Here is a 19,598-nt window from a genome sequence, read left to right as displayed (position 1 = left end):
ATTCTTGTCCGAACTCGCACCTTCTTCGGACAACTTTCTCCTTCTTCCCTTCATTCTTGTCCGAACTTATCCCCTCTTCGGACAAAACCCCACTCTATTCCCTTAATCCTGTCCGAACGCCCATTCCTTCTTCTTCGTAAACTAGTAACTAATTCTCTTTTTACAAATCCTTAAAATTATTTCTGTCTATATCAACATTTCCCTAGTCTTCCCGAATTTCCGCTTAACTAGAAGTAAAATAGGGAACGTTACTGAATAAAAGGAGTGATGGTGCAATGAAATATGTCATTATTGGTGGAGATGCTGCTGGCATGAGTGCTGCCATGCAAATCGTTCGTCATGATGAGAAAGCGGAAGTCACAACACTTGAAATGGGAGAGGTCTACTCATATGCTCAGTGCGGTCTCCCTTATGTTGTTGGTGGTGCGATTGATTCATTTGACTCTTTAATTGCTCGCTCGATTGAGACGTTTCGTGATAAATACGGGATCGATGCACGAGTCAACCATGAGGTAAAAGCTGTTGACGTGGATAAGAAACTCGTTTCTGGTGATGGGTTTGAACTTCCTTACGACAAGTTGTTAGTAGCAACTGGCGCTAGTCCTATTGTTCCACCGTGGGATGGCGTCGATTTAAAAGGAATTCATACGGTCAAAACAATTCCTGATACGAAAGCCCTCATAGAAGATCTAAAAGGCGCATCTAAAATTGCTGTTATCGGCGGAGGGTATATCGGTCTGGAAATGGCCGAGAATTTTGTGGAGATCGGAAAAGAAGTAACGATGATTGAACGCAATCCTCGATTAGCCGGCATTTTTGATCAAGAGTTTAGTGAAAAAGTTGGCGAGGAAGCTGTTAAACATGGGATTGAGCTTCGTTTTAATGAATCCGTTGAGGGGTTTGAAGGTAGCCAGATGGACAGGTTACTCATGTGCTGACTGATAAAGGCCAGCTTGATGCAGACCTTGTCGTGATCGCTATAGGAGTTAAGCCGAATACGAGCTTTCTCAACGGAACAGGAATTCATTTATTTACAAACGGCGCAATCAAAGTGAACTCTTTTATGGAGACAAATATTAAGGATGTGTACGCAGCTGGTGATTGCGCGACCCAGTACCATCGAATCAAAGAGCGAGATGACTATATCCCACTTGGCACTCATGCCAATAAACAAGGGCGACTAGCTGGTAAAGCAATGGTTGGAGCTCCTAGGCCTTTCCAAGGAATCGTTGGAACGTCCATTATTAAGTTTTTTGATTTATCTTTAGGGAGGACCGGATTGTCAGAAGCAGAAATTGAAGCGCAAGGATATCCATATGAGACGATTAGCGCTACACTTCCTCATATTGCTGGTTACTATCCTGAACCGAAAAACCTTCATATTCGTATGAGCTATCATACAGAAACAGAACAGCTGCTAGGTGCGCAAGTGATCGGAGAGGCTGGCGTCGATAAACGTATTGATGTACTTGCAACCGCGCTTTTTCATCATATGCGCGTATCTGAACTTGAGGATCTAGACCTTGCCTATGCCCCGCCTTATAACGGAGTGTGGGACCCGATTCAACGAACAGCACGGAGGTTGTGAGCAACTTGTTACAGAACCTTTTCTCATTAAGCCACTATAAATCTTTTTAGTGGCTTTCGTTTTGGGTTTCATTCCATGATTGACCTAACCTCCAAATTCCTACACTCTCCAGGCCTTCATCCCTTCCAAAAATCCATCCTTCCCCCGCTAAACAAAAAAGAACGCCTCTCTAGGCGTTCCGATCACGAACATGCACTTCGTATCTTGGTACTTCACGAAGTAATGCTCGACGTAATTTTTTCATTTCTTTTTCTTTATCTTCATCATTCATATCAGCACGTGGTGCGACATTGACAAATGCATGATGCCCAGCAATGATTACCATTCCTGCATCCATGCCGTGCTCTTCGACGATATGATGAATAAGCTCTTGGTCATTTCCAAGATGTCTTCGTTCTCGGTGTAATGACTTAAAGCTCGTTCCTGTGTTAATTTCACCAGGATGTTGATAGGCCGGTGGTTGACGATACAAACTGCCGTAATTGACTGGACCTGGTCCAAGTAAACCGTAACCTACTTGTTCAGCATCTGGCGTTCTAGCTCAGGGTTGTTGTGTGTTACCGCATTTCCATAGGCTTGAGGCGGTTGTGGGTCCTCTCCACATCCTGTCACTAAGAAAAGTCCCGCTGCTATACAGCTTATCCATTTTTTGTTCATGTCCGAAGCACCTCCATGCTCACCTAAAATGGGCTGCATGATTAGTATGTCCGGACAATTGGCTATTGTGCCTGTTAGATTTGACCAGACTTCATTTCTACCCCTGGAAGGAGGGACGGCTTATGTGGTACTTCATGACAATGGCGACAACGCGGCTTATGTGGTACTTCATGACAATGGCGACAACGCGGCTCATACGATTCTGATGCGCCAACAAGAATGACTGGATCATTATAGGAAGCTGGTCTCCCATCAATCAAACGCTGGGTGCGGCTTGCCGGTGATCCGCAAGACGGGCATACCGCTTGAAGCTTCGTCACTTCCTCGCTAATGCCATCAACCGTTCAATCGGACCAAATGGCTCGCCACGGAAATCTTGATCAAGACCTGCGCAAATGACGCGCTTCCCGTTATTAGCAAGCTCGTCGACAACCGATAAGATACCCGGGTCAAAAAATTGCACTTCGTCAATGGCCACAACCTGTGTTTCTTCGTTTACAAGGTCTAAAATATCAATTGCATATTTAACAGGGGTTGCAACGACTTTCGTACCGTTATGGGAAACCACTTCTTCCTCACTATAACGATTATCCAATTCTGGTTTAAAGACTTGGACAATTAGCTTTCCAAAACTTACGCGGCGAACGCGTCTAATGAGTTCCTCTGACTTGCCGGAAAACATGCTTCCGCAAATGACTTCAATCCAGCCTTCTTGTTTCATCACGTACATTCTTTTTCCCCACCTTACAACTTAAATGTATCCTCTATGTGAACGGAATGATCCGTATTTTACTTAGTATGTGCAAAAAAAACAGGCAAGAGCTGTGCGCTTGCCTGTTAATTTATTAAGTTTTACTTCATGTTGTATTTCTTCTTGAACTTGTCTACACGGCCACCAACATCGTTAAGCTTCTGCTTACCAGTGTAGAATGGGTGAGAATCCGAGCTAACCTCAACCTTTAGAAGTGGGTATGTGTTACCATCTTCCCATTCGATTGTTTCAGCTGATCCTTTTGTAGAACCAGATAGAAACTTAAAGCCTGTGCTTGTATCTTGGAAAACCACTTTTTGGTAATTAGGGTGAATTCCTTGTTTCATTTCTTTCATCTCCTTTTGCCCTGAATCTCTTCGAAACAGAGTTAGTCTAAATCACACATGACGAAATTATATCAAGTTGATGCACAAAAAGCAACTGTATAGGCAAAGAAAAAACTTCACATCAAAAGGAAGCGGTACCTTATTCTTACAAATAAGCTATGATCTCTTTCCTTTTCCCGTCATTTCCTTTTCCATTGCTTCGAAGAATTCTACATTTGTTTTTGTTTCTTTTACTCGTTTGATAAAATGATCGACAAATTCTGGTGTATCGCTCATTGTTTTGCGAATCGCCCATAACTTTTCTAACTGACTTTTTGGCATAAGCAATTCTTCTTTACGTGTACCAGAGCGACGGATGTCAATGGATGGGAAGATTCGGCGTTCAGAAAGTTTGCGATCAAGATGCAATTCCATGTTTCCTGTTCCTTTAAATTCCTCGTAAATGACATCGTCCATTCTAGATCCCGTTTCAACTAAAGCGGTTGCTAAAATCGTTAAACTTCCACCCTCTTCAATGTTTCGCGCTGCTCCAAAGAAACGCTTTGGACGGTGGAACGCAGCTGGATCAATCCCCCCAGATAGTGTACGACCGCTCGGTGGAATAACAAGGTTATAAGCACGAGCTAAACGAGTTATACTATCCATTAAAATAACAACATCTTTTTTATGTTCCACAAGTCTCATCGCACGCTCAAGCACAAGCTCGGCAACTTTGATGTGATTTTCAGGAACTTCATCGAATGTTGAACTAACCACTTCGGCTTTAACGGAGCGCTCGATATCGGTTACTTCCTCTGGACGCTCATCAATTAAAAGAACGATAAGCTCAACATCTGGGTGATTTTCAGCAATGCTGTTAGCCACTTCTTTCATTAAAGATGTTTTCCCGGCTTTAGGAGGTGCAACGATCAACCCACGTTGTCCAAACCCTACAGGGGAAATCATGTCAATGATACGAGAAGACACTCGTCCTGGCGCTGTTTCAAGCTCAATTTTTTGTTCCGGATAAAGTGGAGTTAATGCTGGAAAATAAGGACGATCTCTTGATGTTTCCGGTGCATCTCCATTAACCGCTTCAACGTGAAGAAGTCCGTGATAACGTTCGTTTTCCTTCGGAGGCCTTACTTTTCCTGAAACTTTGTCACCATTTCTCAAATCAAAACGGCGAATTTGCGATGCAGAGATATAAATGTCTTCTGAGCTAGGCATGTAATTAATCGGTCTTAAAAAACCAAAGCCTTCCGATTGAATGATTTCAAGGACGCCTTCCATAAACATCAGACCATCTTTTTCTGCTTGACCTTTTAAAATAGCAAATACTAGCTCTTTTTTTGTTAACTTACTATAATAAGAAACTTTGTATTCCTTGGCCAATTCATAAAGCTCTTTTAGCTTCATATTTTCTAATTCGGAGATATTCACTCCCATTGTGAGAACACCACACTTCTATAAAATATAAATCTCTAGAGTCGACAAAAAATACGCATAGAGATTGTTTTTCAAAAGTAATTTATGCATAGGAAAAAAACTTACAAAATCCTCTTGTACTTTAAACTTTAGAGATTGATCATAAAGTGTAAAGGAAAGAACGAGGTCTCTGGAGATAAAAAGAGGTGAAAGGATAGCCTGAAATCGAACATATATACTATTTTAACCACAATCTTAAAAAATATTCAATAAAAATGCTCAAGGTATTTAAATTAGACAATCAAAGGAAACTGGGCATAGCTCAGTTTCCTTCCAAATTGTTTTAACGTATCACTAAATCTGGTTTCTTTTTCATGCTATGTTTGCCATCAACGAAACGAACTGTTCCTGACTTCGCACGCATAACAAGTGATTGAGTGGTTGCAGACGAACCATGATAGCGAACACCTTTTAGAAGCTCCCCATCCGTTACACCAGTAGCTGCAAATATACAATCATCCCCAGAAACAAGATCGTCCATGCGAAGTACTTTATTGACATTTTCTATGCCCATTTTCGTACAACGCGCTAACTCTTCTTCATTTGCTGGGAGAAGTTTACCTTGAAGTTCGCCGCCCAAACATTTTAGACCCACTGCAGCGATGACCCCTTCAGGAGCCCCGCCTGAACCAAGCATAATATCAACTCCTGTATCACCAAAAGCTGTATTAATTGCTGCTGCGACATCCCCGTCTGATAGAAGCTTGATTCTAGCACCCGCTTGACGGATGTCATGAATCATCTTCTCATGACGTTCACGGTTTAATATCGAAACAACGAGATCCTCAACATCTTTGCCTTTTGCTTGGGCAACGGCTTTTAAGTTATCTAGAATCGGAGCGTCAATATCCACTTTTCCAACAGCTTCTGGGCCGACAGCAATTTTATCCATGTACATGTCTGGAGCATGCAAGAGATTTCCGTGATCGGCAATGGCTAAGACCGCTAGTGCATTCCACTGTCCAGATGCGACGATGTTTGTACCCTCCAAAGGATCAACAGCAACATCGACTCTAGAACCATAGCCGTTGCCTAGCTTCTCACCGATGTAAAGCATTGGAGCCTCATCCATTTCTCCTTCACCGATGACCACAGTCCCTTTCATGGGAATCGTATCAAATACGTCACGCATCGCCTCTGTTGCAGCACGATCGGCTTCGTCTTTGTTTCCTCGCCCCATCCAACGACCGGAGGCTAATGCAGCAGCTTCTGTTACGCGAACTAACTCCATTGACAAACTTCTCTCCATGTTTCTCCCCCCAAGGTTTAACTGTTAACTTGGTCTAACTCTTGTTCGGTCAGCTTTTCTCTCCAGATTTTCGCACCAAGGCCGATTAGTTTTTCTTCCAAGTTCGCATATCCTCGGTCAATGTGCTCCAAGCCGGAAATTTCGGTTACACCTTCTGCTAAAAGCCCAGCAACGACAAGTGCTGCTCCAGCTCGCAAGTCACTAGCTCGAACTTTAGCACCTTGTAACTGAGTTTTTCCATTAATAATAGCAGAGCGTCCTTCTACTTTTACATTGGCACCCATTCTTCTAAGCTCGTCTATATGTTTAAAACGTGCGTTATAGATGGTATCCGTGACAATGCTTGTACCTTCAGCTTGCGTTAGTAAACTGGTAAAAGGCTGTTGAAGATCTGTTGGGAAGCCAGGATAAACAAGCGTTTTGATGTCTACCCCTTTCTTCTCATGAGTGTTATGTATTAATAACTTATCATCAGACACTTCAATGTTTACACCCATTTCTCTTAATTTCGCAATGAGAGATTCGACATGGTAAGGAATAATATTATCAATGATCACTTTTTGACCCATTGCTGCTGCTAAAATCATATAAGTACCTGCTTCAATTCGATCTGGAATAATCGAATGTCTGCACCCTTTTAATGATTCAACACCATCAATTCGGATAACATTGGTTCCTGCTCCTTTAATCTTTGCTCCCATGCTTGTTAAAAGAGTTGCAACATCAATGATTTCGGGCTCTTTTGCTGCATTTTCAATGATGGTTTGTCCTTTTGCTTTTACAGCTGCAAGCATAATATTTATGGTTGCACCTACACTAACCACATCTAGATAAATACGGGCACCGCGAAGCTCGTCAGCACGTAAGTAAATCGCACCTTGTTCGTTCGTTACTTTTGCACCTAGTGCTTCAAACCCTTTTATATGCTGATCAATTGGTCTAGGTCCTAAATTACACCCACCCGGAAGACCAATGACTGCTTTTTTAAATTTCCCTAACATGGCCCCCATTAAATAATAAGAAGCACGTAGTTTTTTTACACGTCCGTTTGGGAGAGGCATTGCAATCATTGACTCTGGATGAACGACCATTTCATTTTCTGTAAGCTCGACTTTTCCACCAATCTCTTCAAGCAATTCACCAAGAAGATGAACGTCCGAAATTTCTGGTAAATTGTCAATTGTTACTTTTGAATCTGCTAAAATAGCTGCCGGTATTAATGCAACCGCACTATTTTTCGCACCACTAATTTGTACCGTACCTTCAAGCGGATGTCCGCCTTCAATCATTAATTTATCCATAACCGCATCCCTTCCGTTGTTGCATTCTAAAAAGACACAATTTCACTCTATCTTCCATTATAACCACATCAAAGAAAATGTAACGAGGTTTTCTTTGTCTGATTGTAGAAGAATTTAGAGAAAAATGCTAGTTAGGAGGGACATCACCTTTTATCGGTTGTTCCAATCTGCTAAAAACTTCTCAATTCCTTGATCTGTTAATGGGTGTTTAGAAAGCTGTTGAATAACGTTAAATGGAATAGTTGCAATATGTGCTCCGCGACGAGCTGCTTCTGATACATGAACTGGGTGGCGAACAGATGCTGCAATGATTTCCGTTGGGATTTCATGAACATCAAAGATCTCAGCAATTTCAGAAATAAGCTCTAATCCATTTTGACCGATGTCATCAAGTCTTCCTAGGAATGGTGATACATACGTTGCTCCTGCACGTGCTGCAAGCAATGCTTGTACACCTGAGAAGATTAACGTTACATTTGTTTTAATTCCAGCTTGAGAAAACGCATGAACGGCTTTTAAGCTTCTGTTGTCATTGGAACTTTTACCGTAATGTTTGGAGCGATCGCTGCAAGTTCTTTTCCTTCTTTGATCATTCCTTCTGCATCAAGAGCAATAACCTCTGCACTAACAGAGTCTTCTGTTACAACAGACGTAATTTCACGTAAGCGATCGTGGAAATCAACGCCTTCTTTTGCCACAAGTGAAGGATTTGTTGTTACTCCTGCTAAAATCCCTAAATCCTTAGCTTCTTTAATTTGTTCAATGTTTGCTGTATCAATAAAAAATTTCATTTTTCTCTTCCTCCCTAGTATATCTATCCATTTATATATATTTATCATAACATGACAAAATTCAACAAAGCGTTTACAAAACTGTTTTTTTTGAAAATTGCCTTTAAAACAATGCCATTAAAAGCAGTTCAAATGAACTGCTTTTAATGGGAGTTTTAATTACGCTTTGTTTGAAGATCCAAATTCGCGCATTTTCCCTTTTACTGTTTCTTTAATTGCATCACGTGCAGGGCCTAAGTATTTACGTGGATCGTATTCTTCAGGCTTAGCAGCAAGCGTTTCACGAACAGCTTTTGCAGAAGAGATTTGGCTTTCTGTATTTACATTGATTTTTGCATGTCCGAATGAGATTGCTTTTTGAATATCAGCAGTCGGGATACCTGTACCACCGTGTAATACAAGTGGAATACCAACTAGTTCATCAATTTCTTTCATGCGATCAAATCCAAGGTTCGGTTCACCTTTGTAAGGACCGTGTACAGAACCAAGAGCAGGAGCAAAGCAATCAACGCCAGTTGCTTCAACTAGTTCTTTACACTCAGAAGGAATCGCGTATGCAGCATCTGCATCATCAACGATTAAGTCATCTTCTTGTCCACCAATACGGCCAAGTTCAGCTTCTACTGATACTCCAAGAGCATGAGCAACCGCAACAACTTGCTTTGTAATAGCGATGTTTTCTTCTAAAGGATGGTGAGATCCATCAATCATAACAGATGTGAATCCTGCATGGATTGCTTCCACACACTTTTCAAAACTTGAACCGTGGTCAAGGTGAATTGCAACTGGAACGGTTACTTTGTACTCTTCCATAAGAGCGTTAACCATTGCAACAATCGTTTTGAAGCCACCCATATAACGAGCTGCACCTTCTGATACACCTAAAATTACAGGTGATTTTTCTTCTTCAGCAGCTTGTAAAATCGCTTGAGTGAATTCAAGGTTGTTTAAGTTGAATTGACCTACTGCATAGCTTTCTGCCTTAGCTTTGTTAAGCATGTCCTTCATTGATACTAAAGGCATTGTACATCCTCCTTCATTTTTAGAGCGAATCTATAGATTACAGTCGCCCAAAAGCGACGTATCTATTTAACAAGTTACCCGATATTTTAGCAAATATCCAACTTGCTTATGTATAAAGTCTCTTGCCAAATAATATAGATGCATCTATAAATGCTCGATATTTAATCGAGTTCATTATAGCATATCTCGCTCAAAAAACACGTGTTTCACAAAGGTTTCTGTAAGTTTTTCAATGTAAACGTTTCACTGTTAATAACTGTAAACATCACGTTACAGCTAAGCTATTTTTGATCACTTCACGAATATCGTCAATGTCAAATGGTTTAGCAAAGTGCGTAATCGCACCTAAACTCATAGCCTCATTAATTAAATTTAATTCGCCATATGCCGTCATCATAATTACATCAACATGCGGATGGTCTTCTTTAATTCGCTTTAAAATTTCAAGACCGTCCATCCCAGGGATTTTCATATCTAATAAAACTAAATCTGGAGTATCTTGCTCAACAATTTTTAATGCTTGTACCCCATTCGCTGCATCAAACATTTTGTAACCATCTTTTTGAAGAATCTCACATAACAACACTCGAATTCCGTACTGATCATCAACAACTAAAATTTTCTTCAAAGAAAAGCACTCCTCTCAATTTTAAGTGTGTATTATTTTCTTTCTTTATTTTTATTTCATCGGCTCCTAACGAAAACAACCATTTAATAAAATAAAGCACACTGATTTCACAACAAGTTTAATTCTGTACACAGCTAAAGAATTCCTTCTTAAAATATATACAATCGTTGGACATGAACCGACAACAGTGTCTATGTTTGTCGATTACACCATCCCATACAAACCTTTGAGTAGTGATGGGCACCTCACTTACGTTATAATGCTCATACAGTAAAAGTCAAAAGAGGAGGCTTACATTTTGCAAAAAATTTTTAAAACACAATTAACAGGCTTGTTATCTGACCCGTTTGATGAAGAAGAACTTGAAGACGCTGCCCGCCTATTAACTCAAGCACTAGTTGGTGACGGACACCTTTACGTTTATGGCAAAGAGGAAATGGCAGCTGTTGAAGCTGAAGCCGTGCATGGGAAAGAAGCTTTATCAAATGTTTATTCATTATTCGAAAACGGCAAAATAGTCGACTTAAATTCCGCTGATCGAGTCTTTCTTCTTTCAAGAAACACAGCAGATTCAGACCTGTTAGACATAGTAAAAAAACTGAGCGAAAAGCAAATTCCCATTGTTGGATTAACCGTTGCTCCCACAGAAGGGCAACAATGGACAGACTTAGTTGACATTCACCTTGATTTAAATCTAACACAAAGTCTTGTTCCAACCGATTCAGGTGATCGGATTGGGTACCCAGCATCTTTGCTTGCACTTTACACGTACTTTTGTTTATTTTTGCTTATTTCAGAGATGTTAACAGAGTTAGATTAGGAAAAACGCAACGATTTGTTGCGTTTTTTTATTTTATTAGCTGTTAATAGCGATTTATTGTCCGGATCAGTACATTTATTGTCCAATTTCCGCCATTTATTGTCCAGATCGTCTAGTTTATTGTCCAACCCTCTAAATTTATTGTCGAGCTCGCAATCATCACAACTTCCACTTTTGATTCGTTTGCTCTTTCGCAAATAGAAAAAACTTCGTAAACCAATATGCGAGGGAGGCAAGAAGGTAATTTGCAACAAACACATAGAAGCTTAGAAAAGTACTGTGTAGTTGAAAAACATTTATTTTTTCATATAACTGGAATAGGTTCATTTGTCTATGAATTTCAACATAAAATATGCCGATAAAAGCACTTACAACCAATAACCATAAATGAAAGTTTTTTCGTCGCTCTGTACAAAACTGGTATAACAAAATATAGCTTACAGGTAACAACGATGCATTAATGGAAAGCGTAAAAGGAAACAGAGGGAGGATCATATAAGGATGTTCCCAATACCCATATCTTGTCATAAACGAATCAATATATGTAAAAAAAACATGCGCCGTGTAGCCATAAAATAAAATTTCAAAAAATCGTTCTCTGTTTAGGAAGAAAAATAGGAGAACTAAAGGAACAATAAGTAGCGTTATATGGTACCAAAACTGCTATGAGGAAAAGTCTGAATACATAAGCCAATATTCATCGGTCATTGTATTAATTTCTACTTGTAACTCATTAATTTTATTTATGAATTCCTGTTGCGTCATTGTATTCCTCCTCCTTTTTCTATATTGTTCAGTTTTAGAGAGAGAATATACAAAGACTTAAGCCCCAACTATCCCACCCACTACAACTCAAAAAAGACAAAAAAAAAATAAAGGCGATAATCGCCTTTATTTCTTTAATGATGCTCCGACAAATTCTCTAAATAGAGGTTGCGGGCGAGTTGGTCTTGAACTGAATTCTGGGTGGAATTGTGATGCAATAAAGTAAGGATGATCTTCTAACTCGATGATCTCAACAAGTCTTCCATCAGGGCTTGTCCCAGAGAATACAAATCCTGCCTTCTCCATTTGCTCACGATATTCATTGTTAAACTCGTAACGATGACGGTGGCGCTCATAAACGATTTCATCGCTATACGTAGCACGAGCTACCGTTCCATCGACTAATTTACATGGGAATAATCCAAGACGAAGCGTTCCACCCATATCTTCTACGTCTTTTTGCTCTGGCAATAAATCGATAATTGGGTATGGTGTGTCAGGGTTTAATTCAGCTGAATGAGCTCCTTCTAGTCCAAGAACGTTACGCGCATATTCGATTGACGCAAGCTGCATTCCTAAACAAATTCCTAAAAACGGTACGTTGTTTTCACGAGCGAAACGAATCGCAGAAATTTTCCCTTCAACTCCACGGTCACCGAATCCACCTGGAACTAAAATTCCGTCTGCTGATCCAATTAACTCAGCTACATTTTCATCATTCACTGCTTCTGCATCAATCCACTTAATATCGATGTCCGCGTCAAACGCATAACCAGCATGGCGCAATGCTTCTGCTACTGATAAATAGGCATCTTGAAGTGCAACATATTTTCCTACAAGAGCAATCGTTACTTTTTCAGATAAGTTTTGAACTTTCTCTACAAGAGCTGTCCATTCTGTCATATCCGCTTCTTTGCATTCTAGGTTCAAATGTTTGCATACAATTTTATCAAAGTTTTGTGCTTGAAGATCAAGCGGAACTTGATAAAGAGTATCCGCATCACGAGCCTCAATGACAGCATTTTTGTCAATGTCACAGAAGAGCGCAATTTTTTCTTTCATGTCTTGTGGTACAGGCTTTTCTGTACGAACAACAATCACATTTGGTTGGATACCAAGACTGCGTAATTCTTTGACACTGTGTTGAGTTGGCTTCGATTTCATTTCCCCAGCAGCAGCAAGGTACGGAATCAATGTACAGTGAACATACATGACATTGTCAAAGCCAACATCACTTTTAATTTGGCGAATCGCTTCTAAGAAAGGCAAGCTTTCGATATCGCCAACTGTACCACCAATTTCCGTGATGACAACATCTGCACTCGTTTCACGACCTGCACGAAAAACACGTTCTTTAATTTCATTTGTTACGTGTGGAATAACTTGAACCGTTCCACCTAAATAATCTCCACGGCGTTCTTTCTTTAAAACCGTTGAGTAAACACGACCTGTTGTTACATTGCTATTTTGACTAAGGTTAATATCAATAAAACGCTCATAATGTCCTAAGTCCAAATCTGTTTCGGCCCCATCTTCTGTCACGAAAACTTCACCGTGTTGGTAAGGACTCATTGTTCCAGGATCCACGTTGATATATGGGTCAAATTTTTGGATTGTTACTTTTAAGCCGCGGTTTTTTAGTAAACGACCTAAAGAAGCAGCTGTAATTCCTTTTCCAAGTGATGAAACTACGCCACCAGTTACAAAAATATACTTCGTTGTCGCCATGTTTTCGTCTCCCTTGCTTATAAATATTCCATTATTCTTTCACAAAATCTGCTTACACATAAGCGTTTTTATATCGGAAGCTACACCTTTACTTCCTTAGGGTACGCTATTATAAAAATAAAAAAACAAAAGTGACACCTCTCCCTAGAAAGGGGGCGCACTTTTGTTTTGTGTTTATAAATAAGTTCTACTATTTTTCTTAAGCCCTAAATGATTCTACCTAGATTAGGTAGAGAAGTCAAGTAGATCTTAACGGAAATCTTCCTCTTCTTCTTCCCCTAGATCTTCTTCATCGGCTTCTCCATCGATTTCATCAATATCATTAGCTGAATCATCGAAGTCCGTATCATCTTCTTCATCTTCGTCTAGATCATCATCATTTCCGATTTCATCTAGTTCGTCTTCTAAATCCTCAAATTCATCTTCATAATTTTCAAAGTCGTCGTCAAGTGTATCCACATCTTCTACAGATGCTTTTGCCTTTTTGCGAGGCTTAACAGGCGTCGTAATTTCTTCTTCTGCCTGCTCTAGTGGATACCAGCTTTTTAGTCCCCAACGATTGTCTCCCAACGAGTGAAAACGCCCGTCAATATTCATATCTGTATACAAATTGGCAATTCTTTCATTTACTTCTTCTTGTGGCATTTCTTTAATTTCAGCTACTTTTTTAACAAGATCATAGTAATCATATGGGTTACGCTCTTCTTTCATAATCTCAAACGCAATCTCGACCATTGACATCTCTTGTATTTCGTCTTTAGGTAATTCTTGTAGGTTCATCAAAAGGCACGTCCTTTCCGTCCATCTCTTCTATCTATTGTTCCAAACCACTTTTGGTATTTCAAGCATACTTTTCATTATAAACATATTTTCGGTGTTTATGCTAGTTCATGGAAGAAGAAACTAAACCAATTTACCTTAATCATTGGCTACTAGTCTCGTTATATGTAACTTTGTTTTACTTAGATCAACCAGATCATCTTGTATTTGAACGAGCGGATGAAGAGGATTCGCTGGAGATACAAAGGCAATTTTCCCGACCATGCCATTGCTTAACTCGACAACTTGTCCAACAGCTAGCTCCATAAGTTTTTGAATAAACGTGGCAACGTAAGTAGGTTCCATACGTCCAAACCCTTCATCTCGCAAATGTTGCAGCACGGTATAGAGGGCTTGTCCACTTCGATAAACACGATGAGATGTCATCGCATGAAACACATCTGCAATTGCGATGATCTTTGAAAAAGGGTGAATGTCTTTTGCTGTTTTCTTGTCTGGATATCCTGAACCATCTTCTCTCTCATGGTGCTCAAGTGCCATTAAACACACTACATTTTCATACATCGTGTCCTTTTTTAGAATGTTATATCCGTAAAGAGCATGATTTTTAATGCTATTGTACTCATCCTCTGAAAGTGCACCTGGCTTCAATAAAAGGTGTTCACTAATTTGCAATTTCCCGATATCATGCAACAGTCCTCCCAGTGTAATAAGACGCCTCTCATGTTCTGGAAAGTCGAGCCACTTTGCAAGCATTGCTGCGACAATGGCAACACCAATATTGTGTCGATATGTATAGTTATCTTTATGCTGCAAGCCTTCAAGCAATACCGAGAGCTCCTCTTGTTGAGCCAAAAACTCAACGGTCGGAAGGACCGTCGTCTCAACCTCATATATTGCTTCTTTATCTTTTTTAAATTTATCAAAAATCGCTTGTATTTCATTGGCCGCTTCAGAAATTAGTTTACTTGGGTGATCACAATCAAAAGGTTGTCTTACGGCTTTATCGAGCTCTTCTACCCTTATATTTAATCGTTTTAAATTGGATTCAGTTAAAACCGTACCTTTCTTCAGGAGGAGTTTGCCATCGGCTCCATTCAGATCATGTAAGAGCCTTAACCCAATATAACGCTCATATAACTCTTTCGCGATCATGCTTACTACTCCTCCTTTAGAAAGAAATTTCAATCTAGTATATACAACATTATATCAGGGTACAATAGCAAGAATTTTTAGAAAGATTTTTTTCTTATCTTCTTTTCCATTGTGCTCCTGCCTCTTCATACCGAGGGCACTGAAAAGATTGGCTCCTACCTTTTTCAATGCCCTCCCAAGCTCCACTAGGAGGCTGAAATCTCCATTATATTTACAAAATAACCTAAGGAAAAACTACATATTCCTACGATATTGCCCGCCGACTTCATAAAGAGCCGACGTAATCTGTCCCAAGCTTGCCACTTTTACCGTCTCCATTAGTTCAGCGAACACGTTTCCACCCATTATTGCTGTTTGTTGCAGTTTTTTCAACTGATTTGCAGCAAGCTTTTCATGCTTTTTATGAAATTGATTAAGATGGCTGATTTGCTGTTCTTTTTCTTCTTTCGTTGCTCTTGCTAATTCAAGCTCAAACTCTGCTTCTTCCTCTTGATTTGGATTCAAATACATGTTGACCCCAATGATCGGCAGTTCTCCTGTATGCTTTTTCATTTCGTAATACATGGACTCCTCTTGAATTTTGCTCCGTTGATATTGAGTTTCCATCGCCCCAAGTACACCGCCGCGGTCATTCATTTGCTCGAGCTCCTTTAACACAGCCTCTTCGACTAAATTCGTTAATTCCTCAATAATAAAAGAACCTTGCAAGGAGTTCTCATTTTTCGCTAGACCCAGTTCTTTTGAAATAATCATTTGTATGGCCATAGCTCTTCTAACTGAATGCTCTGTTGGCGTTGTGATTGCTTCATCATACGCATTTGTGTGAAGGGAATTGCAGTTATCATAAATCGCCATGAGCGCTTGAAGCGTTGTGCGGATGTCATTGAAGTCTATTTCCTGTGCATGCAGCGATCTTCCAGATGTTTGAATATGATATTTTAATTTTTGGCTTCGTTCATTTCCGTTGTATTTATGCTTCATAACGGTAGCCCAAATTCTCCTTGCAACCCGCCCTATCACGGTATACTCTGGGTCAAGTCCGTTGCTAAAGAAAAACGATAAATTCGGTGCAAACTTGTCGATATCCATCCCGCGGCTTAAATAATACTCCACATACGTAAAGCCATTTGCGAGTGTAAAAGCGAGTTGGGAAATCGGATTAGCACCTGCTTCTGCGATGTGATAACCCGATATCGATACGGAATAATAATTTCGAACATCATAATCAATAAAATATTGTTGAATATCGCCCATCATCCGCAGCGCAAACTCCGTTGTAAAAATGCACGTATTTTGACCTTGATCTTCTTTTAAAATATCCGCCTGAACCGTCCCTCGAACGACTTTTAACGTATCTCTTTTGATTTTCTCTTTCTCTTCTTCTGTCGGCATACGTTTTTGTTCTTGTTCAAATCGTTCTAGTTGTTGATCGATGGCTGTGTTCATAAACATCGCTAAAAGAATTGGTGCCGGGCCATTAATTGTCATTGATACCGATGTTTGCGGGGCACATAAATCAAAGCCCGCGTACAGCTTTTTCATATCCTCAAGCGTACAAATACTCACTCCACTTTCGCCAACTTTCCCGTAAATATCAGGTCTATAGTCAGGATCCTCTCCATAAAGTGTGACCGAGTCAAACGCCGTACTTAAACGTTTCGCGTCATCGTCTTTTGATAAATAATGAAAGCGTCGATTCGTCCGTTCCGGTGTCCCTTCTCCTGCAAATTGTCGTTTAGGATCTTCTCCTTTTCGCTTAAACGGAAACACACCTGCTGTTAATGGAAACTTCCCTGGAACATTTTCTTCCCTGGACCATTTCACGATGTCTCCCCAATCAGAAAAGGAAGGAAGAGCCACTTTCGGGATTTTTAACCCCGATAAACTTTCCGTCGTTAATTCGGTCACGATTTCTTTATCTCGGATTTTCGTAACAAACGTATCTTGTTTGTAAGCTTTCTTCAGTGATGACCAGTTTTCAAGAATGTCTTTTGAAGAAGAAAGTAGCTTTTCCTCATACTGTTTTTTCAACTGATCAAGCTGACGAGTTGTGTCCTCATTTTTCAAATGAATGTTAACGGCTTCAATCGCTCCTGATAGTTGAAAGAGTTTCCGAGCAACTTCTGCTTGTTCAGCAGTCGTTTTTTGATATTGTCGTATCGTTTGGACGATATCTCGTAAATAGTGAATTTGCTCAGGTGGAATGATCACGTTTTGTTTAATAACGTCCTTGCTTGTTTCAATCGTTGTGCTCCATTCATTCTGATCGATTTCAGCTATTTTTCCGATCAGAGCAGCAAACAGCGTATTGGTCCCAATATCGTTAAATTGGCTTGCAATTGTACCGTAAACAGGCATCGCTTCAAGTGGCTCATCAAAGCGATTATGGCTGCGCTGGTATTGCTTTCTTACATGCCTTAATGCATCTTCTGACCCTTTTCGATCAAATTTATTAATCGCAATTAAATCGGCAAAATCAATCATATCAATTTTTTCAAGCTGAGACGGTGCCCCAAATTCACTTGTCATCACATACATGGAAACATCGGCAATATCCGCTATTTCAGCGTCTCCTTGCCCGATTCCACTTGTTTCGACAATGATCAAATCAAAGCCTGCTGCTTTCACAACCATTACGGCTTCTTGTAAGCTCGCGGAGATTTCCGTTCGTGAACCTCTTGTTGCAAGAGACCTCATATAAACACGCGGATGATGAATCGCATTCATGCGAATCCGGTCACCAAGTAACGCCCCACCTGTTTTTTGTTTCGTTGGGTCAATCGAAAGAATGGCGACCGTCTTATTTTTAAACTCAAACAAAAAACGACGAACGAGTTCATCGGTTAAAGAGCTTTTTCCTGCTCCACCTGTCCCTGTAATACCAATAACGGGAACGTTTTTTGCTTGTTTTTCTATTTGTTGTAGAATTGCTTTGCAAGTATGATCTTTATTTTGTTCGGATATGGTTATACATGTAGCAAGCGTACGAATGTCTTTTTCCTGTAATTGAACCAGATCGACTTCTTGATTTCCTTGCACTGTTGGCCAATCACACTCTTTTAGCATCTGATTAATCATTCCTTGCAAGCCATGCTTTCGTCCATCTTCTGGAGAAAAAATCCGGGCAACTCCGTAGTCATGAAGCTCCTTTATTTCAGGAGGTGTGATGACTCCCCCGCCACCACCGTAAATCCGAATATGGCTAGCTCCCTTTTCTTTTAAGAGATCATAGCAATATTTAAAAAATTCAACATGCCCGCCTTGATAGGAGGAGATTGCAATTCCTTGTACATCCTCCTGAATGGAAGCGTTTACAATTTCTTCAACAGAACGATTATGGCCAAGGTGAATGACCTCAGCCCCACTCGCCTGTAAAATTCGTCTCATAATGTTAATAGACGCATCATGCCCATCAAACAAACTAGATGCCGTGACAAAGCGAATATGATGCTTTGGTCGGTACGATTGTAGCATGAACACTTCTCCTTCCATTTAAGACAGCTATTTATAGTTAATTCCTTGCAATAGCTGCTCAATTTGTAAGTTTGTGTATTCTTCTAAACTAAATTGCTTTTGAATTTGCCATCTTCTAAACGTCCACATATGTCCTTGCACTAAAATATTATGGGCAACTACCTTCACCTGAGCATCTTGGATAAAAATAACACCTTCACTTACACAATCGCGGATCACTTGTTCAATCATTTCGGTCATTTCTACTTCTTTTTGCAATACGTATGAGAGAGCTTCTTTCGGTAACGACTTTGCCTCTTGGTACATCACTAGTACTTCATCTTGCATATCATCAATAACTTGAAAGTAAGCTGATACAGCTTTTTTTAGCCGAGTAATGCCTTGGCTATTTGTATCAAGGTGATGCGCTAATCGGTTTTTTACTTCTTCATAAATCGCGTCACATACGAGGTAGAGTACGTCTTCTTTTGATCTAATATATTCATAGAGTGTGCCGATGCTAAAGCCTGATTCTTTGGCAATTTCTCTTGTCGTCGTTCGGTGGAAGCCTTTTTCAATAAATAAGCGGACGGCTCCCTTTATCATTTGTTCGCGTCGTTTTTTGATTAACTCCGGGTCTTTGACTAACGTTGGAACGGTCTTCTTCAAATTTGCCAACCTACTTCCTTCTTTCTTTTTGGTGGTTTTCGCTTTATGGGCTACGTTTTCTCACGTTCGTTCCATTGCGCTGCAGCCACTCGCACCCGCAAGGAGGTGCCGAGCCTCCTCGGCTGCGCCTGTGGGGTCTCGGCTCTACCTCTATTTCCCGCAGGAGTCGAGTGGCTTCCGCTTCATTTCACTAGGAGAATACCTCATAATAATCTTTGCGAAAAAACCTTTTTTAAAAAATTGGGGTCACACCAATTTTGCTTAGGTTTAGCATACTAGAGTTTCGGACAATGTTCCATATAAGTTTTGAATATTTTGTTATTATGGAGACGGATTAGACTAGTGCTTTTCACATGTCCGTTCCATTGCGCTGCAGCCACTCCCACCCGCAAGGAGGTGTCAAGCCTCCTCGGCTGCGAGATTGTG

Annotated in this window: 13 protein-coding genes and 3 pseudogenes; 2 read left to right on the top strand and 14 right to left on the bottom strand. The window is 40.2% G+C overall.

What is annotated here, in order from left to right:
- The first annotated feature begins 275 nt into the window (after window positions 1-275).
- Window positions 276-1,588: pseudogene (locus tag JCM9140_RS18025) on the top strand (FAD-dependent oxidoreductase).
- 169 nt (window positions 1,589-1,757) lie between these two features.
- Here the strand turns inward: JCM9140_RS18025 and JCM9140_RS18020 are convergent.
- The 9 genes and pseudogenes from JCM9140_RS18020 to JCM9140_RS17980 all read right to left on the bottom strand — a co-directional run bounded on the left by JCM9140_RS18020 (window position 1,758) and on the right by JCM9140_RS17980 (window position 9,802).
- Window positions 1,758-2,060 carry a hypothetical protein gene (locus tag JCM9140_RS18020; RefSeq protein WP_034749806.1) on the bottom strand — a complete coding sequence of 101 codons (303 nt, stop codon included), beginning with the start codon at window positions 2,058-2,060 and terminating at the stop codon, window positions 1,758-1,760.
- A 259-nt stretch (window positions 2,061-2,319) separates the two neighbouring features.
- Window positions 2,320-2,975: pseudogene (locus JCM9140_RS18015) on the bottom strand (thymidine kinase).
- A 122-nt stretch (window positions 2,976-3,097) separates the two neighbouring features.
- Entirely contained in the window at window positions 3,098-3,343 is a 246-nt protein-coding gene (locus tag JCM9140_RS18010; RefSeq protein WP_034749805.1) for a type B 50S ribosomal protein L31, read from the bottom strand.
- Window positions 3,344-3,499: 156 nt separating this feature from the next.
- Window positions 3,500-4,771 carry a transcription termination factor Rho gene (gene rho, locus JCM9140_RS18005; protein WP_034749803.1) on the bottom strand — a complete coding sequence of 424 codons (1,272 nt, stop codon included), beginning with the start codon at window positions 4,769-4,771 and terminating at the stop codon, window positions 3,500-3,502.
- A 322-nt stretch (window positions 4,772-5,093) separates the two neighbouring features.
- A complete protein-coding gene (gene glpX, locus JCM9140_RS18000) occupies window positions 5,094-6,059 on the bottom strand; it encodes a class II fructose-bisphosphatase (protein ID WP_034749802.1) in 966 nt (321 codons plus the stop codon).
- A 17-nt stretch (window positions 6,060-6,076) separates the two neighbouring features.
- Window positions 6,077-7,360 carry a UDP-N-acetylglucosamine 1-carboxyvinyltransferase gene (murA, locus tag JCM9140_RS17995; RefSeq protein ID WP_034749801.1) on the bottom strand — a complete coding sequence of 428 codons (1,284 nt, stop codon included), beginning with the start codon at window positions 7,358-7,360 and terminating at the stop codon, window positions 6,077-6,079.
- 150 nt (window positions 7,361-7,510) lie between these two features.
- Window positions 7,511-8,151, bottom strand: a pseudogene (gene fsa / locus JCM9140_RS17990) (fructose-6-phosphate aldolase).
- 159 nt (window positions 8,152-8,310) lie between these two features.
- On the bottom strand, window positions 8,311-9,174 hold the full coding sequence (locus JCM9140_RS17985) for a class II fructose-bisphosphate aldolase (protein ID WP_034749800.1): 864 nt from the start codon (window positions 9,172-9,174) through the stop codon (window positions 8,311-8,313).
- A gap of 265 nt (window positions 9,175-9,439) precedes the next feature.
- On the bottom strand, window positions 9,440-9,802 hold the full coding sequence (locus JCM9140_RS17980; RefSeq protein WP_034749798.1) for a response regulator: 363 nt from the start codon (window positions 9,800-9,802) through the stop codon (window positions 9,440-9,442).
- 298 nt (window positions 9,803-10,100) lie between these two features.
- On the opposite strand from JCM9140_RS17980, the gene JCM9140_RS17975 reads away from it, so the two are divergent.
- On the top strand, window positions 10,101-10,622 hold the full coding sequence (locus tag JCM9140_RS17975) for a DUF2529 family protein (protein ID WP_034749797.1): 522 nt from the start codon (window positions 10,101-10,103) through the stop codon (window positions 10,620-10,622).
- 891 nt (window positions 10,623-11,513) lie between these two features.
- Here the strand turns inward: JCM9140_RS17975 and pyrG are convergent.
- The 5 genes from pyrG to JCM9140_RS17945 all read right to left on the bottom strand — a co-directional run bounded on the left by pyrG (window position 11,514) and on the right by JCM9140_RS17945 (window position 19,181).
- On the bottom strand, window positions 11,514-13,115 hold the full coding sequence (gene pyrG, locus JCM9140_RS17965; protein ID WP_034749794.1) for a CTP synthase: 1,602 nt from the start codon (window positions 13,113-13,115) through the stop codon (window positions 11,514-11,516).
- 249 nt (window positions 13,116-13,364) lie between these two features.
- Window positions 13,365-13,895 carry a DNA-directed RNA polymerase subunit delta gene (rpoE, locus tag JCM9140_RS17960; protein WP_034749792.1) on the bottom strand — a complete coding sequence of 177 codons (531 nt, stop codon included), beginning with the start codon at window positions 13,893-13,895 and terminating at the stop codon, window positions 13,365-13,367.
- A 138-nt stretch (window positions 13,896-14,033) separates the two neighbouring features.
- Complete coding sequence (locus tag JCM9140_RS17955; RefSeq protein WP_052002368.1) at window positions 14,034-15,050, bottom strand: HD-GYP domain-containing protein; 1,017 nt, start codon at window positions 15,048-15,050, stop codon at window positions 14,034-14,036.
- A 234-nt stretch (window positions 15,051-15,284) separates the two neighbouring features.
- Window positions 15,285-18,524: a fused isobutyryl-CoA mutase/GTPase IcmF gene (gene icmF, locus JCM9140_RS17950; protein ID WP_034749791.1), complete on the bottom strand. Its 3,240-nt coding sequence runs from the start codon at window positions 18,522-18,524 to the stop codon at window positions 15,285-15,287.
- 27 nt (window positions 18,525-18,551) lie between these two features.
- Window positions 18,552-19,181: a TetR/AcrR family transcriptional regulator gene (locus JCM9140_RS17945; protein WP_488193383.1), complete on the bottom strand. Its 630-nt coding sequence runs from the start codon at window positions 19,179-19,181 to the stop codon at window positions 18,552-18,554.
- Window positions 19,182-19,598 lie beyond the last annotated feature (417 nt).

The organism is Halalkalibacter wakoensis JCM 9140, assembly GCF_000513095.1.
Lineage (GTDB): Bacteria > Bacillota > Bacilli > Bacillales > Bacillaceae_D > Halalkalibacter > Halalkalibacter wakoensis.
The sequence above is the reverse complement of the archived record's forward strand: the minus strand, read 5'-3'. Positions and strand labels throughout refer to the sequence as shown.

Excerpts from the sequence above, each read along its gene's own strand:
- JCM9140_RS18010 (WP_034749805.1), bottom strand. The coding sequence starts at position 3,343 with ATGAAACAAGGAATTCACCCTAATTACCAAAAAGTGGTTTTCCAAGAT.
- rho (WP_034749803.1), bottom strand. The coding sequence starts at position 4,771 with ATGGGAGTGAATATCTCCGAATTAGAAAATATGAAGCTAAAAGAGCTT.
- glpX (WP_034749802.1), bottom strand. The coding sequence starts at position 6,059 with ATGGAGAGAAGTTTGTCAATGGAGTTAGTTCGCGTAACAGAAGCTGCT.
- murA (WP_034749801.1), bottom strand. The coding sequence starts at position 7,360 with ATGGATAAATTAATGATTGAAGGCGGACATCCGCTTGAAGGTACGGTA.
- JCM9140_RS17985 (WP_034749800.1), bottom strand. The coding sequence starts at position 9,174 with ATGCCTTTAGTATCAATGAAGGACATGCTTAACAAAGCTAAGGCAGAA.
- pyrG (WP_034749794.1), bottom strand. The coding sequence starts at position 13,115 with ATGGCGACAACGAAGTATATTTTTGTAACTGGTGGCGTAGTTTCATCA.
- rpoE (WP_034749792.1), bottom strand. The coding sequence starts at position 13,895 with ATGAACCTACAAGAATTACCTAAAGACGAAATACAAGAGATGTCAATG.
- JCM9140_RS17955 (WP_052002368.1), bottom strand. The coding sequence starts at position 15,050 with ATGATCGCGAAAGAGTTATATGAGCGTTATATTGGGTTAAGGCTCTTA.
- icmF (WP_034749791.1), bottom strand. The coding sequence starts at position 18,524 with ATGCTACAATCGTACCGACCAAAGCATCATATTCGCTTTGTCACGGCA.